The following is a 14,445-nucleotide window of genomic DNA, read 5'->3' as shown; positions in this document are numbered from 1 at the left end:
GCGGCGGGGCTCAGCGCTTCGCCTGCGCCGCCTTCAGCGCCTCCTCGGAAAACACCATCTTGCCGTTGTCCGTGCGCCGGTCGTCCCGGAACTCGCCTTCCCAGTAGCTGCCGTTGCGCCAGGTATAGCGTCCCTGGCCATGGCTCTTGCCGCGCAGCCAGTCGCCCTTGTAGGTATCGCCGTCGGCATAGCGGATGGTGCCGTCGCCGTGCGGGAAGCCGTCGCGTATCTCGCCCTCGTAGCGGTTGCCGTTGGGGTAGGTGATGGTGCCGCGCCCGTTGGGCACGTCGCGCGCCCAGTCGCCGACATAGCGCTGGCCATTCTTCCAGGTGAAGCTGCCCTTGCCCTGCTTGATGCCCCGCACCAGCGTGCCCTCGAACTGGTTGCCGTCCTTCCAGACGATCCTGCCGGTGCCGGAAATCGTGCCGGTGGCGGGGTCGGTGCTGAAGTCGCCGCTCAGGGTCTGGTCGGCGAGCACCAGTGTTCTTCTTTCGCCCTGCGGCGCCGGCGCCGGCGCCTCGGGCTCGGTGCGGGGCGGCGCCGCCACCGGCGGCGTATCCATCCTGATGCTGGCCTGGCGCTCCATCGGCAGTGCCGGAGGCGCGGGCCTGCTTTGGGGCGCCGGGGTCGGCGCGACCGCTTCCTCGCTCGCCGGTCCGCTGTCGCCGGAGGTCTGCGCCGCGGAAGGATTCAGGCTGGCCAGCCGGTCGCGCGCGAGCGCGGCGAAACGGCCTCTCGGATAACGCTCGAGATAGGACTCGAAGGCCGGCGCCGCGTTGAGCGCGACCGCGAGGTCCCACAGCGATTCTTCCGCCGATGGCGCCGGTCGCGGGTCGGCCGGCCTCTGGCGCGCGGCCTGTCGCGGTTCGGGCGTCGCGGCGGTCTCCGTCTCCGCTTCCCGTCTGGCCCGGGGAGGTTCGGCCGCGCGGCGGGACGGCGGCGCGATCGTTTCGGGTTCGCGCAAGGGAGGCGTATCGGCCGCCGCGGCAGGCGCCGGGACGGGTTTTTCCGCCTGCGCCGCGCGCACTGCGGGGGCCGGCTTTTCTTCCTGCGGCGCACGCACGACGGGCGCGGGCTTTTCTTCCTGCAATACGCGCGCGGCGGCCGCCGGTCTGTGCTCGGCAGGCTGAGGTGTGGACTGAGCCGAGGACCTGGCTGCGGGCGGAGGTGGTGGCGCCGGCCGGGCCGATTCGGCGCGGCGCTGCGGCGACTCGCGCGGCACCGCGGGCGGCGCGATCGCGCCCGGCGCCACCGGCGCCGACGGCTCCGACATGGCCGCGATCGCCGGCGCGCGGTCTTCGTGCACCGACTGCGCCAGCCAGTTGCCTACCGCGAGGCCGGAGCCGATGCCCGCCGCCAGCATCGCGCCGCCGAGCATCCATTTCGTCAGCGGCCGCCGCGGCGTCACCGGCTCCGGCGGCGCCCGCCAGGTCTGCGATACCGGCGACGCCGGCACGACCCGGCGCGGCCGGGCGGCGGACGTGTCGTCTTCGGCACCCGGCGCCTTCATCGTGCGCTGGCCGCCGGCTTCATCGATCCACGGTTCGCGGCGCACCGGCTGCTGGGCGGCAGTGCGCAGCCGGGTCGCGGTGGGCGGCACCTGCGCGACCGCGTCGAGCGCGGCACGCAGTTCGGCGATCGACTGGTGACGTTGTTCGGGCTTGACCGACAGCGCCTTGTCGATCACTTCGAGGAAGCCGTCGCTGAACCTGCCCTTGCCCGCCTTGCGCGCGGGCAGCATCTCGTCATGCACCACCCGCGCCACCGCCGGCGGCGGCGCCACGCCGCAGATCAGGAAATAGACCACGGCCGCCAGCGCGTAGATGTCCGTCCACGGGCCCTGGCGCAGGCCGGCGATGTCCGCATACTGTTCGATCGGCGCGAAGCCCGGCTTGAGGATCACCGTCAGGCACTGCGTCAGATCGCCGATCACCCGGCGCGCGGCGCCGAAGTCGAGCAGCAGCGGACGGCCGTCCTTAAGCAGCAGGATGTTGTCCGGGGCGATGTCGCGGTGATAGCAGTTGGCGCGGTGGATGGTGTCGATCGCGTCGAAGAGGTCGGCCAGCAGCATGCGCAGCCACGGCTCGTCGGGACGGATGCGGCGGTCGCGCAGCGCCTGCTTGAGCGTCTGTCCCTCGTAGTAGGGCATCACCATGTAGGCGGTGCCGTTGGCTTCCCAGAAGCGATGCACCTTGACCAGCGACGGCGAGTCGAAGCGGGCCAGCATCTTGGCTTCGTTGATGAAGCTCTTCAGCCCGGCGTTGAAGGTGGCGGCGTTGGCCTGCGAGCGCACGGTCACGCAGTAGTTGGTGGTGCGGGTCGCCAGCCCGGTCGGCATGTATTCCTTCAGCGCCACCTGGCGGTCGAGCGAATGGTCGTAGGCGAGATAGACGGCGCCGAAGCCGCCTTCTCCGATCAGGTCGATGACTTCGAACTCGCCGAGACGGGTGCCCTTGGGCAGCACATGAATCGCCTGCGCCTCCGGCCCCGGGCCGAGTCCCTGCGTCTGGCTGAGCATCATCGTCTTGTCGCTGTCGTGATTCATGGTCGGTCCCTGTCGTGTCCTGGTCTGGCCGCTCCGGCCGCTTTCGCAACTTGCGCCGCCGCCTCCCGCGTGCAATCAAGAAGCCTGCCAGCCGGCAGGCGCGCGCCGCCGCGGACTGGATGGGAAGATGTCGGAGCGGGCATGACAGCAAGGGTGGAAAGAGTGGGTGGAAGGCCGACAGCGGAACAGCCTCAGGCCGGGCGCGAGGCTTCGCCGAAGCCGGGATTGAGCACGGTCTGCTCGCTGCCGAACAGATCCCTGGCACGGGTGGCGACCACCGAGATGTTGTCGCGCCCGCCGCGCCGCAGCGCGAGGTCGAGCAGCTCGCCGGCGGCCTGCGCGCAGTTGCCGCCGCCGAGGGCGTCGCCGATTTCCGTCTCGCTCACTTCATTGCTCAGGCCGTCGCTGCAGAGCAGGAACATGTCGCCGTCCTGCAGCGCCAGGGTGTCCTCGTCGAGTTCGAGGCTGTCGGCGACGCCGACCGCGCGCGTGATCAGGTTGCGCGCCACCTGCGCCAGCGCGGCGTCGCCGCCGAAGCCGCCGCGCGCCCTGAGTTCTTCCAGCTGGCTGTGGTCGCGCGTCAGGCGCCGCAGCTCGCCGCCGCGATACAGATAGATGCGGCTGTCGCCGGCCCACAGATAGCCGCAGCGGCGGCCGTGCGCCAGCAGCACGACCGCGGTGCTGCCGATGATCCGCACGTTGCGCGCCGCCGCCTCCGCGCGCAGCTGCCGGTTGACGGTCTGCAGCCTGTCGCGCGCATCCACCATGAAGCGTTCGAGACTGGGCGCCGGCGGCATCTGCCTGAGGCTCTCCACCACCAGGCGGCTGGCAAGGTCGCCGAGCGTGTGTCCGCCCATGCCGTCGGCCACCGCCCACAGGCCGTGCTCGGCCAGATCGAGGCAGGCGTCCTCATTGAGCTCGCGGACCAGGCCCACATGCGAACAGGACGCCGACGTCCACTGGAATTGCAACGCGTCAGTCATGGCAACCTCACGTCTCGGTGCGGACCGCATCCGGACCGCAGATAACCACCATAGTCCAGCAAATCGCATCAATGCTTGATATTGGTACTGGTTTCGGCGAGATCGATCGTGATGGCCGCGTTGTTGCCGCTGTTGTTCACATCCACCAGCTGGACCTGGTTGATCATCTGGTCCGCGTAGTTGTTGATCTGATAGAAGTTGAAGACGGCGCCGCCGGCCGCGGGTGCGCTGTCCACATAGGGGCGTATCCAGCCGAATACCCAGGGCGCGCCGCCGCCGCGTATCGATGCGAGCGCGCGGCAGTCGAGCAGGCGGCTGCCGGGCAAGTCCTTGATGACGATGGTAGACATGTTGGTTCTCCGAATGCGGCGCACTGTCGCGCCATGACCGGCATTTGCAGGGACCGTGCCAGCGACCCGTGCGCGACGATCGGACGGCGCATGGCCGACGCCGCCTGGGTTACGCGCGGGTTCCGCGCGCGGCGGCGCCAATATGCCTGCGGGGATGGTGGTTCGCGCCCGACAGTCGCGCGGCGCGGCGTCGGTGCGCGGCGAACAGCGGACACGGGCGGAAGGGAAAGAAAGCCCGCCGCGAGCGGCGGCGGGCGGGAGAGGTTCAGCGGGAGGGGGTCCCGGTCTTGCCGCCGCGCCGGTCCTGCGGCGCGGAGATGCCGATGTCCCACGGGAACTGTGTGAGGCGTCGCGCGCCGGCCGGCGAGGGCAGCGGCTGTTGCCGCGCGATGCGGGCGCCGCCGCTGATTGCCGTCATCGCCTCGTGGTCGAGCTCCACGCTGTCGGCGAGGTCCTTGATTGCGATCCTGGTCATGATGAACCGTCCTTTCTGCATCGTTGCAAGAGTCGATGGCGGCATGCGTGCAGACACTGTAGCCGATGCCGCCGGCTGCACCAAGCGGAAAATCCCCTCGTTCCGAAGAAGGAGGGGATGGTGCGGGGAAAGTGCCGCTTACAGGCTGATGCCCGCATTGGCCCACTGCGACGGGCTGACATCGAGCTTCAGCGGCCCGAAGCCCGCGCCGATGACGCCGACGTTGTTGAGCGCGTTGACTTCGACGTTCTGCATCTGCGCGATGTTCTGATCGATGTCGATGTTGACGTTGGCGAGCGGGCCGAGGCCGGCCAGCCAGCTGTTGCCGCCCCTGACCGCCGACATTTCCCCGTCGCCCAGCTCGCGGGAAGCCTGCAGGTCGTGGATAGCGATGTTTGCCATGATGTTGCTCCTTGTATGGGGCGGGCGGGCATTGCCCCGCCCGCGCGTGAAGGCGATCAGCCGAAGTTGATGGTGTTGGCGCCGTGCTGGCTCGGGTTGACGTTGGCGCTGATGCCGTGGGCGAAGGCAATGTTGTTGCCGTTGTTGACCGTGGTGTTCTGGCTCTGGCTCAGCATCTGGGAGGCGTTGAAGTCGATGTCGCCGGCCTTGCCGTATCCCGGTTTGGGCCAGGACGGCGAGCAGTCCACCGGCAGGCGGTAGCCTCCCCAGCAGCCGCCGCGCACGGCGGCGAGGGCGGCATCGTCGAGTTCGGCGGCGCGGGGCAGGTCGGTGATGGTCAGGGTGTTCATGTCGTTTCTCCTAAGGGCGATGGTTGTATGGATGACTGCGGATTACTTGCCGAAGTTGATGGTGTTGGCGCCGTGCTGGCTTGGGTTCACATGCGCGCTGATGCCGCTGGCGAAGGCGACGTTGTTGCCGTTGTTGACCATGGTGTTCTGGGTCTGGCCGAGCATTTGCGAGGCGTTGAAGTCGATGTCGCCGGCCTTGCCGTACTCGAATTTCGGCAGCGAGGGGAAGCAGTCCTTCGGCATGTAGTAGCCGCTGCCGCCCTGGATGGCGGACAGTGCGGCGTCGTCGAGTTCGGCGGCGAGGGACAGGTCTTTGACGAGCAGTGCTTGCATTTCAGTTCTCCTTGAATGGGATGGGGTTGGTTGGCGAGTGACGCTTGTTTCGCACTCGAGAGCTATACAGCATGCGGTGTGCCAGCTCGGCCCGGCCGCGCGCAGGATCGCGCAAGCCCTTGTAAACAAAGGAGAAAACGCAGGTGAGGCCGGTGGGTCGAGGCAGGGCGGCCGCGGGCCCGGAACGGGATGGCGGGACGGACCCGACACCGGCACGCGCGAGATGTCGGGCGGGGAGAAACAGTGGCGGCGCAAGGGACGGGGAGCGGGACCGGTGTTCGTCAGGAGGAACCGGAAAGGCAGCGGCGGCAACCTACCCGCATTGCGCTCACATCAGGATATGCAGCCATGGTTACTCCCGTATCGTCGCGCTCGTCGACGCCCGCCCCCAGCCGATCCGCTCACGCGGCGCAGGCATCGTCATCGCCCGCACCGCCTCCACTGAGCGCGCGGGACGCGGGGGCATCGGGCGGCACACCCCGGGGAGAGGTAAGGCTCTACGCGGACCGCCGGCCGACGCTGATGCGCCTGCCGCTGGATGTGCTCAAGGAAGTCGTCCAATGGCTTCCGGCCGACAAGAGCGAGCTGCGCAACGCGGCGCTGACCTCGCGCACCATGCATGGCATCGTCCACGCTTTCGCAAAGCCGAATATCCAGGTCGCGGATCTGAAGGGCATCGCCAGGCGGGCCTTCATGCCCGGCCGCCCCGACCAGTCCGCGGCACTGCGAGACATCCTGGCGCGCGTGGAACACGAGCCGGGCAAGCCGGTCCTGACGGGTTCCTTCCGGCACGAGGTGCTCGACCATGCGCTGACGCTGTACGTGCGCATGAACCGGAACGCCGTCCCCGACGAGCAGGCCGGCGCGCTGTTCAGGCGAGCGGTCGACGTCGCGGTCAACGATCGTGCGCCCGCCGACAGGGTCAAGGGCTTTTGCATCGTCGCGGGACATATCGACCATCTCCCGCCGGATATGCTGAAGTCCGTTCTCGAACATGCGGGCGACAGGGTCAGGCGCATGGCGCCGCGTGAATCGGCGCGACTGAGAGAGCTGCTCGGTCTGCTGCTTGACGCCGCGAATCTGCGGGAACTGCCGGATGCCGCACGGTACGCCGGCGCGCGGAAATTGCTGACCGACGCCGCCGCCGAACCCCACATGCTGCACGGCGCCGCGCGCCACCTGCTGCTGAAGTACCTGTTGCTGCATGCTACGCCGCTCGCTGGCGAGGAAGGACTGGAAACCTTCAGGCACGCCACGGCCCTTGCAATGGGCGACGCCGGCGAGGACGGGAAGATCGAGGGCCTGCGGATCGTGTTCGATGCCTTGCCCTCGCTCGATGGCGATCGCAGGCTCGACGCGCTCGAACATGCGCTCGGCCTGGTGTCGCGGGAAACGAAGAGCGACGCTGCCAGGGCCAGGGGCCTGGCTTGCCTCATGGAGGCCTATGGCCGTGCGTCGCCCGCCGACGGCAAGGACTTTGCGGGACGGGTCCTGCAACAGCTGCGGCGGATTACCGATCCGCGGCTTGAATTCGACGGCCTGCTTCATGCGCTGCGACATGCGCGCCGCTTGGTCGGCGACGAGCCGGCGACGCAGGCCGTATCACGCGCGCTCGACCTCGCCCTGTCCGCGCCCTCGCATGCCGGCAGGCTGTCGGCTTTCCTCGAGCTGGCGAAGGTGTTCGATCACCTGCCGCCCGGCGCGCGCGCGGTGGTTTTCGGGCAGGCCCTGGACGGTTTCTGGGCGGCGGTTACGGACGACTCGGCAAGGAGCCGGGCGGTGCAGGCGCTCATGGACGTCTTTCAGAGCCGGCCGGACGAAATCGGTCCGGGTTTCACTGCCGACGCAGTCGGCAGGATCGGCGAGATCCAGGACCCGGCGCGCCGGCTCGAGGCCCTGTCGTGCGTCCTCGACAAGGCGCGGCATTGCATCCCGCCGGAACGCGCGGCCGAGGCGATGACAAGCGCATTCGGGCTGCTCGGGCAGGCGAGGATCAGCGAGGCGGGCAGGCTCGGCCTTCTCAGGAAGATCATGCAGCCCCTCGGCCTGCTGTCTGCGGAACAGAGCGAGGCGCTCTTCGATTGCGCGCTGAGCCTCGGCCGCGAGATGCTCGAGCGGGGCCAGGCGAGCCCGACTGCCGGGGTGCTGATCAGGGCCGCGCGCGAGAGTGCCGATCCGGACGGGGCGTTGCGCAAGCTGTTGTCCCTGATCCGCGGACTCGCGTCGCCGGACGCGCGGCTGAAGGCGGCCACCGCCCTGGCGGCGCACCCCGGCCTGAATCCCGCCGAGGGGGAGAGCGTGACCCGATTTGTCTTCGGGATCATCTATGGCAAGCCGGACCAGTCCTACATCGGCGCCATCCGGGACCTGGTTGCGGTCGCCTCCCGCGCTTCGCAGCAACAGGCGGTCGCATTCCTCGGCGGCGCCCTCGATATCCTGGAGCAAACGCAGAATCAGGCCGAGTTCATCGAGGGCGTGCGCTGCGTCGGCGATGAGCGCCAATGCGCCCTGATCCTTCAGACGCACCCCGCGCTCGGCATGCGCTTGCAGGAGATGGTGGCGGTCCGAACCGGCACGCCGGGAGCGGAGCCGCAGCCGTGATCCGGTCCGGAGAACGGCCGTTGCCCCGCATGAAAATCGCCCGGCCATGGCCGAGGAGGGCTTCTATCCCACGGCGAATGACCGGTCGGCTTGCACCGCCCGGCGTCTGAGCAGGAACCGGCAAGGGGCATGTGCAACGTATGCCTGCCTACCACCATCACTCAAAGGAATCAGTCGTGTTCACTCCAGTCGCCCCACGTTCGCCCTCGCCCACGACGTCTCATGCCACCTCACCTCGTATGGAACGGGCGCCGGACCAAGCGCCGTCCGCCGGCGGCGTATCCCACCCCGACAGGTCGGCCAAACCGCTCTATGCCGACAAGCGATCCTCGCTTGAGCGGCTGCCGGTCGACGTGCTGAAGGAGTGCCTGAAATTCCTGCCCAACAGCACCCGCGACCTGGTCCGGTTCGCGCATGCGTCGCGGACCACGCACAACCTGGTCTCGCAGTATGCACAGCACAAGTTCAAGGCGGCCGATCTGATTCTCCGGGCACGTCGCGCGCTTATCGGCCCGCCGGCTGAACGGGTCGGGTCCTTCCGCGGTATCGTCGATGAGGCGAACGATTCCCGCCTGCCGCTGCCGGCCCGCGAGCGCCACGAGGTCGCCGCGGCACTCCTGCCGCTTTTCCATGCGATCGCGGAAGGCGAAAGCGAGGAGCACCCGGAAAACCTCGCCGCGCCCGGTACCGAATCGCGGAAATTGCTCGACAGTGTGATCGATTTCGTCCTCGGCGCCCGCCTGGCGGCGGACAAGCTAGCGGGGTTCTGCACGGTGGCGGAGAGCATCGAGCAACTGCCCCCGGATGCGCTGCGACATGTTCTTCAGGATGTGAATGCCAGGTCGGCCGACAATGTCTTCGACAAGTCGCCGGCGCATGCGCTCTCGCGGATGCTGTCCGCCGCGGCCGACATTTCCTCGCTGCCGGAGGAGCAGCGACCGGAGGCGGCGGGACGTATTCTCGCCGCGGCCCGGTCGGGTTTGCGCGCGCCGGGCGGCGCGGAGCGTCGCGTGCTCGGCCGGTACATCCTGCAGCATTCGTCGCCGCATTCCGGGACAGCGGGATTGCAGACATTCAAGGGAGCGACCAGCCTGGTACTCGACGGCCAGGAGGAAGAGGCAAAGCTCCACGGCCTTGCGCACGTGCTGCGCGCATACGATCTTCCGCCCGGCCGCGACGCATTGCCTGCGCTCTCTCACGTGCTCGATGCCTTCTGGCAGGGCACGATGAGCGAGCGCGGCAAGGCGAAAGGCATTGAATACATCGCGAATGCGTGTTCGCACGCGCCGGAGGACGTGCGGCCCATTGTGAAAGGTCTCCTCGATCGGGCGCAGCAGATCGCCGATCCCACGCTGGCGTTCGATGCCATCATTCACGTTCTGAGCGCCGCCGGGGACGCAGTCGACGCCCCGCATGCCGAGCAGGCGGTATTTCGCGCGCTCGGGCTGGCGGCGGCATCCGCGGAAAGGCATGGCGACCTCTCGCCGTTCTTCGAAGTGGTATCGCTGTTCGATAAACTGCCGGCCGATGCATGCAAGGCGGCCTTCGGGAGCGCCCTGGAAAAGATCTGGCACGCTGCCCAGGGCGACGAGAGCAAGATGGCATGCCTGGACGCCCTGATGAGGGCTTTCGATGTCCGCGCTGACGACGTCGGGCCCGCCATTCTGGAGAAGATGCTGGACAGGCAGGGCGAACTCTCGGAACCGGCGAACCGGCTGCTCGTTCTGGCCCGCCTGCTGGGCGACGCATCGCACCGTATTCCAGCGCAGCGCCTGGCCCCGGCAATGGAAGAAGCCCTTTCCCTGCTCGACAGCGATGGACCAGGCGAGGTCGAGAAATCCGAAGCCCTCCTCGATATCCTGCGGCCGCTTGAGCGCGTCCCCGGAGACCGGATGGGGCCGATATTCAGGCAGGCACTGGGCGGTGTGGCGCTGTACTCGGACGCAAGGGCGGCGGCCGGATGCATCAAGACGCTCGCCGCCGCGGCCACCGCGATATCGGATCCGGTGGTTCTGGCGCAGGCCCTGAACACGCATGAAATCGCGGTCCGGGCTTCCCATGGACCGGCGGAGCAGGAAAGAAGCAAGCGCCTGGTCACAAGGCTCGCCGGCAACCTGCTGTTCAACGCGCCGCTCCTCGGCGTACGGATACTGGCTGCACGCGCGCCCGATGCACCGCCGGCAGATCGGGAACGCATGCTGTCCGACATCATCGGAAGCCTCGGTTTCATTCAGGATCGCGCCATCCTGGCGGAGGCAACCGCAACCGTCACGGGCACCCCCGAATTCCGCGACGCGCTGGCGGCGCGTCCCGACATGGCGGGACACCTCGGGACCCTGGTCTCTCCCCGCGTCGGATAAGAAGCCTCCCTCCGCGCAGGGCGATCGGACAGGAAGAAAGCCTACGGCAGCGACCCTTCGGGGCCGCCCGAAGCGCTTCTGCCAGGGTGACGGGCACGGCCGACCGCCGGCCGGGCGGTTCGTCGGACGCGGGCAAGCGGCGATGAAGCAACGATGGGCGGAACCGAAATGCGAGGGCTGCCGACAGATGCCGGTCATCCTCATTACAGACAACGATCATGGTTACTCCCATCGCTTCGCGTTCGCCTTCGCCCGTTCAGCAGCCGACCGTCCAGCCGTCGCCCGTGCGCGCCCACGAGGTGCGGGCACAACCGGAGACGTCGCCGCCGCCGGCGCCCGTCACCCGCAGGTCGGACCTGCCGCTCTACGCGAGGCGGCGGCAACACTCGCTGCAGCAGCTGCCGAACGTCGTGCTCAAGGAAATCTTCACAAGCGTGTCCGAGGATAGAAAGCAACTGCTCAGTCCCATGCTCACGTCGCGGCATATGCACGCGCTCGTGCAAGAGATGGCCGGACATGAGGTCAAGGCGGGCAAGCTGCTTCACCAGGCGCACAGCCTCGCTTCGGCCCGGCCCGCCGAGCTGGCGGCCCGGCTCGGGCAGATACTCGCTGCAATGAAGCAGCCCTCTCCCCGGCTGCGCGGGGATGGCCTGATGGAACTGCTGGACGTCCTGGCGCCCCGCATCATGCAGGCGCCCGCGAGGCCGGACGCGGACGGGGGCGTCGCGCACGATCCCCGGCCGGCCATGCTGAACGATCTTGTCGACTGCGTGCTCGACGCTCCCAGGCCGCAGGAACGTATTGCGGGATTCCGAAGAATCGCCGCGCATTTCGCGAGCATGCCACCGGAGATCCTCGCACCCGTCCTTCAGCATGCCGTCCACCAGCCGCGGCTGGACGAGATGCTCCGCAAGACCTGCATGCTGATGCACAAGGCCCTGATGATCGAGAGCCAACCGGCGGACGACAGGGCGCCGGCCGCGCAGCGCATTTTCGAGGAAGCCCGACAAGCACCTCCGCTCCAGGGCCATGAGCGCCGTCAGCTGGCGGTGCACGCCTTGCACTGTTGCGCATCCCTTCCCGTTGCGGACCGCACGGCCCTGTTCCTGGACGCCATCGAGCTGGTCATCGTCGACCGCCATGAAGAGGACGCACTGCGAGGCCTGGGCGAGGTGATGCGAACCTTCGGGCAATTGCCGGAAGAAGTCAGGAAAGCATCGCTGGAAAACGCGGTGGACCGCGTCTGGCAATACGCGCAGTCGGAGCCGGTCAGGGCCAGGGCGCTGTCAAGCCTGATGAGCGCCTATCACGGATCTCACGCGGAGATCGGCGAGGACTTCCCCGTGCAGATCCTGGCCCGCGTCGGGCAATTCGCCGACACGGCAAACGAGCTGGAGGGCCTGCGGCATGTGATGCGCCATGCGGCACGCCAGCTGGGCCGCGACGAGGCGCTCGACATGCTGTCGCGCGCGCTCGATCTTTCCCTGGGCGGCGACGACGAGGACAAGGCGACGGCGCGATTCAAATCCCTGGCGCCTGTGCTCGCGGGGCTGCCCGACGATGTCCGCGGCGACGCGTTCACGGTGGCGCTTGACCGCGCCTGGGGTTCGGGCCTGAGTGAAAGCGGGAAAGCCGCGTGCCTGCGGTCCATCATGAAGTGCGTCTCCCGCCGCGCGAGCGGTCACGCCGCGTTCGTCGCGCATGCGCTCGACGAGGCGTCGAGGCTCGCCGGCGACGCGGAGCGGCTGGAGGCCATCCGGCAGGTGCTGCAGCACGGCGCATCGCTGCTCGATGAGCGCCGCGCACTGACTAGCTTTTCGGATGCGCTGGATCTTGCATTCATGGGCAAGGACGAAGCCACCGCGACGGCGCGGTTCGTATCGGTGACGCGGGTGCTGCCTGGCCTGCCGCGCGGCGTTCGCGGCAAAGCCTTCGAAACCGCGCTCGACGCCGCCTGGCGCGTGGGCCTGAGCGAGCAAGGGCGGCTCGCATGCCTGGATGCGCTCATGAAATATGCCTCTTCGGCCGGCGGCAGCGGCGGCAGGCGATTCATCGAGGTCGCGCTGGCAAGGGCCGGGGAGTTTTCGGATGAGCACAACAGGCTGGCCACCCTTGCCGCCGTACTCGGCAATTCACGCGAGGGGATGCCGGAGCGCCGTGCGATCACGGCGATGGAAGACGCGCTCGATTTGCTGTCGCGGGCAGTACCCGACCGGGACGTGGCGGAAAGACTTGTCAGGATTCTGACACCGGCCCGCAAGCTGTCGGCCGGGCGGAACGACACACTGTTCAGGAAGGCGGCGGAGGTCCTTCGCTCCGTGGACGACGAGAACGCCGCCGCATGCATCGGGACGCTGCTGGTGGCGGCCCGCTTCGCCAGCGACAGGGATGCCGCGATCGAGGAGACTGCCGGCATCGTGCGTCGCCTGACCCGGCCCGGGGCGGTGCTGCTTGCAGCGGGCAGGGAAGGGCTGCCCGCGCGCATCGGCGGAGATCAGGGCACGTCCATGAAGCTCGCGCGTGCTGCCGCGGAGGCGATCGTGGGTGTGCTGGGGGACGCGTCGCCCGCCGCGGTGGAAGCGCTGACCGGCCTGATCGGCCACCATCGCCGCAACGAGGCGTTCTGGCCGGCGCGGCGATCGATGTCCTCGCGCGGGTGGACGACGACGGGCAGTTCCAGGCGGCGCGCGAACACATCGGCCTCTGCCTGACGTTCGTCAGATCATCGGCGGAGCGCGGCGCGCTCGCCACACGTCTGGAAGAACTCGCGGCGCCACGCGGTGAAGCCGGGAATGGATGAGCCAGGCGGCGCGCCATGAGCCGCGTCCGGATGACGCAATGATGAACAGGCCAGCCTGCGCCGGCAGCAAAAAAGCCCTCCCTCCGCGCACGGCGGAAAAGAGGGCAAGGGGGAGACAATCGTTGCTTACAGCGCGATGGCGGCGCCCGCCCACTGAGCCGGGCTGACGTCGAGCCTGAGCGGTCCGAAGCCCGCGCCGATGACGCCGACGTTGTTGAGCGCGTTCACCTGGACGTTCTGCATCTGCGCGATGTTCTGGTCGATGCCGATATTGACGTTGGCGACGGGGCCGAGGCCGGCGAGCCAGCTGTTGCCGCCCTTTACCGTCGACATTTCCCTGTCACCCAGTTCGCGGGAAGCCTGCAGGTCGTGGATAGCGATGTTTGCCATGATGGTTCTCCTAGTGGTGGTCCTCGGCGCGCGCCGATCAGCCGAAGTTGATGGTGTTGGCGCCGTGCTGGCTCGGGTTGACGCTGCTGGTGATGCCGCATACGAAAGCCGCGTTGTTGCCGTTGTTGACCATGGTGTTCTGCGCCTGGCCGAGCGACTGCATTGCGTCGAAGCTGATGGCCGGCTTCTCGGGCGCCTTCGGCATCGAGCTCAGATACTGCGCGTAGACTTCCTTGCCGTAACCGCCCTGGACGGCGGCCATTTCGGCGCGATCGAGTTCGGTGGTGAGGGACAGGTCGGCGATGATCAGGGTTTTCATGTCGGTTCTCCTTTGGGACGATGTGGGCAAGCGGGATTACTTGGCGAAGTTGATGGTGTTGGCGCCGTGCTGCGTCGGGTTCACATGCGCGCTGATGCCGGAAGAAAAGGCGACGTTGTTGCCGTTGTTGACCACCGTGTCCTGAGTCTGGCCGAGCATCTGCGAGGCGTTGAAGCTGACATCGCCGGCCTTCGGGTAGTCGAACTTCGGGTACGAGGGGAAGCAGCCGACGGGCATGCAGTAGCCGGTGCCGCCGGCAACGGCGGACATCGCGGCGTCGTCGAGCTCGGAGGCGAGGGACAGGTCTTTGATCAGCAGTGCTTTCATGTCGAATCTCCTTGAGAGTGGTTGGGTCGGTTGGCGAGTGACGCTTTGTTTCGCACTCGATCCCCTTTCAGCAGGGACCGTGCCAGGCCGGGACCGCGCCGCCGGAATCGCTGCAAGCCATTGAAAAGAAAGGATTTTTCATGCGCCGCAGGGCCGAGGTGGGCAATCTGTCATCCGGCGCGCGTCTTCGCATGGCGGCTCCCGCCCAAC

General features: G+C 68.1%; 13 protein-coding genes. 3 read left to right on the top strand and 10 right to left on the bottom strand.

What is annotated here, in order from left to right:
• Window positions 1-10 precede the first annotated feature (10 nt).
• From NCCP691_RS18805 to NCCP691_RS18775, 7 genes are all read right to left on the bottom strand, one after another.
• On the bottom strand, window positions 11-2,545 hold the full coding sequence (locus NCCP691_RS18805; RefSeq protein ID WP_220810102.1) for a serine/threonine-protein kinase: 2,535 nt from the start codon (window positions 2,543-2,545) through the stop codon (window positions 11-13).
• Window positions 2,546-2,736: 191 nt separating this feature from the next.
• Window positions 2,737-3,528, bottom strand: a complete 792-nt coding sequence (locus NCCP691_RS18800; RefSeq protein WP_220810101.1) for a PP2C family protein-serine/threonine phosphatase — start codon at window positions 3,526-3,528, stop codon at window positions 2,737-2,739.
• Between the two features lie 68 nt (window positions 3,529-3,596).
• A complete protein-coding gene (locus NCCP691_RS18795; RefSeq protein ID WP_220810100.1) occupies window positions 3,597-3,878 on the bottom strand; it encodes a hypothetical protein in 282 nt (93 codons plus the stop codon).
• A gap of 265 nt (window positions 3,879-4,143) precedes the next feature.
• A complete protein-coding gene (locus tag NCCP691_RS18790) occupies window positions 4,144-4,353 on the bottom strand; it encodes a hypothetical protein (RefSeq protein ID WP_220810127.1) in 210 nt (69 codons plus the stop codon).
• A 138-nt stretch (window positions 4,354-4,491) separates the two neighbouring features.
• Window positions 4,492-4,755: a hypothetical protein gene (locus NCCP691_RS18785; RefSeq protein WP_220810099.1), complete on the bottom strand. Its 264-nt coding sequence runs from the start codon at window positions 4,753-4,755 to the stop codon at window positions 4,492-4,494.
• A 56-nt stretch (window positions 4,756-4,811) separates the two neighbouring features.
• Complete coding sequence (locus NCCP691_RS18780) at window positions 4,812-5,105, bottom strand: hypothetical protein (protein WP_220810098.1); 294 nt, start codon at window positions 5,103-5,105, stop codon at window positions 4,812-4,814.
• A gap of 42 nt (window positions 5,106-5,147) precedes the next feature.
• Window positions 5,148-5,438, bottom strand: coding sequence for a hypothetical protein (locus NCCP691_RS18775; protein ID WP_220810097.1), 291 nt, complete (start codon window positions 5,436-5,438; stop codon window positions 5,148-5,150).
• A gap of 348 nt (window positions 5,439-5,786) precedes the next feature.
• On the opposite strand from NCCP691_RS18775, the gene NCCP691_RS18770 reads away from it, so the two are divergent.
• The 3 genes from NCCP691_RS18770 (at window position 5,787) to NCCP691_RS18760 (ending at window position 13,110) form a co-directional block, all read left to right on the top strand.
• Entirely contained in the window at window positions 5,787-8,039 is a 2,253-nt protein-coding gene (locus NCCP691_RS18770; RefSeq protein ID WP_220810096.1) for an F-box protein, read from the top strand.
• Between the two features lie 239 nt (window positions 8,040-8,278).
• On the top strand, window positions 8,279-10,399 hold the full coding sequence (locus NCCP691_RS18765) for an F-box protein (RefSeq protein ID WP_220810095.1): 2,121 nt from the start codon (window positions 8,279-8,281) through the stop codon (window positions 10,397-10,399).
• Window positions 10,400-10,683: 284 nt separating this feature from the next.
• Window positions 10,684-13,110: a hypothetical protein gene (locus NCCP691_RS18760; RefSeq protein WP_220810094.1), complete on the top strand. Its 2,427-nt coding sequence runs from the start codon at window positions 10,684-10,686 to the stop codon at window positions 13,108-13,110.
• Window positions 13,111-13,325: 215 nt separating this feature from the next.
• Here the strand turns inward: NCCP691_RS18760 and NCCP691_RS18755 are convergent, their stop codons facing one another.
• Genes NCCP691_RS18755 through NCCP691_RS18745 form a run of 3 tightly spaced genes read right to left on the bottom strand, consistent with a single transcriptional unit; the run spans window position 13,326 to window position 14,235 of the window.
• Window positions 13,326-13,589 (bottom strand): hypothetical protein, encoded by a 264-nt coding sequence (locus tag NCCP691_RS18755; protein ID WP_220810093.1) that lies wholly within the window; start codon window positions 13,587-13,589, stop codon window positions 13,326-13,328.
• A 37-nt stretch (window positions 13,590-13,626) separates the two neighbouring features.
• Complete coding sequence (locus NCCP691_RS18750; protein WP_220810092.1) at window positions 13,627-13,908, bottom strand: hypothetical protein; 282 nt, start codon at window positions 13,906-13,908, stop codon at window positions 13,627-13,629.
• Window positions 13,909-13,944: 36 nt separating this feature from the next.
• Entirely contained in the window at window positions 13,945-14,235 is a 291-nt protein-coding gene (locus tag NCCP691_RS18745; RefSeq protein WP_220810091.1) for a hypothetical protein, read from the bottom strand.
• Between the last annotated feature and the right edge of the window lie 210 nt (window positions 14,236-14,445).

The organism is Noviherbaspirillum aridicola, from assembly GCF_019656455.1.
GTDB classification, from domain to species: Bacteria; Pseudomonadota; Gammaproteobacteria; order Burkholderiales; family Burkholderiaceae_D; genus Noviherbaspirillum; species Noviherbaspirillum aridicola.
Note: the sequence above shows the minus strand (reverse complement) of the source record. Positions and strands in the feature narration are given on the sequence as shown.

What these genes read in the sequence shown, in the direction of transcription:
- NCCP691_RS18805 (WP_220810102.1), bottom strand. Translation starts at nt 2,545, where the DNA reads ATGAATCACGACAGCGACAAGACGATGATGCTCAGCCAGACGCAGGGA.
- NCCP691_RS18800 (WP_220810101.1), bottom strand. Translation starts at nt 3,528, where the DNA reads ATGACTGACGCGTTGCAATTCCAGTGGACGTCGGCGTCCTGTTCGCAT.
- NCCP691_RS18795 (WP_220810100.1), bottom strand. Translation starts at nt 3,878, where the DNA reads ATGTCTACCATCGTCATCAAGGACTTGCCCGGCAGCCGCCTGCTCGAC.
- NCCP691_RS18790 (WP_220810127.1), bottom strand. Translation starts at nt 4,353, where the DNA reads ATGACCAGGATCGCAATCAAGGACCTCGCCGACAGCGTGGAGCTCGAC.
- NCCP691_RS18785 (WP_220810099.1), bottom strand. Translation starts at nt 4,755, where the DNA reads ATGGCAAACATCGCTATCCACGACCTGCAGGCTTCCCGCGAGCTGGGC.
- NCCP691_RS18780 (WP_220810098.1), bottom strand. Translation starts at nt 5,105, where the DNA reads ATGAACACCCTGACCATCACCGACCTGCCCCGCGCCGCCGAACTCGAC.
- NCCP691_RS18775 (WP_220810097.1), bottom strand. Translation starts at nt 5,438, where the DNA reads ATGCAAGCACTGCTCGTCAAAGACCTGTCCCTCGCCGCCGAACTCGAC.
- NCCP691_RS18770 (WP_220810096.1), top strand. Translation starts at nt 5,787, where the DNA reads ATGGTTACTCCCGTATCGTCGCGCTCGTCGACGCCCGCCCCCAGCCGA.
- NCCP691_RS18765 (WP_220810095.1), top strand. Translation starts at nt 8,279, where the DNA reads ATGGAACGGGCGCCGGACCAAGCGCCGTCCGCCGGCGGCGTATCCCAC.
- NCCP691_RS18755 (WP_220810093.1), bottom strand. Translation starts at nt 13,589, where the DNA reads ATGGCAAACATCGCTATCCACGACCTGCAGGCTTCCCGCGAACTGGGT.
- NCCP691_RS18750 (WP_220810092.1), bottom strand. Translation starts at nt 13,908, where the DNA reads ATGAAAACCCTGATCATCGCCGACCTGTCCCTCACCACCGAACTCGAT.
- NCCP691_RS18745 (WP_220810091.1), bottom strand. Translation starts at nt 14,235, where the DNA reads ATGAAAGCACTGCTGATCAAAGACCTGTCCCTCGCCTCCGAGCTCGAC.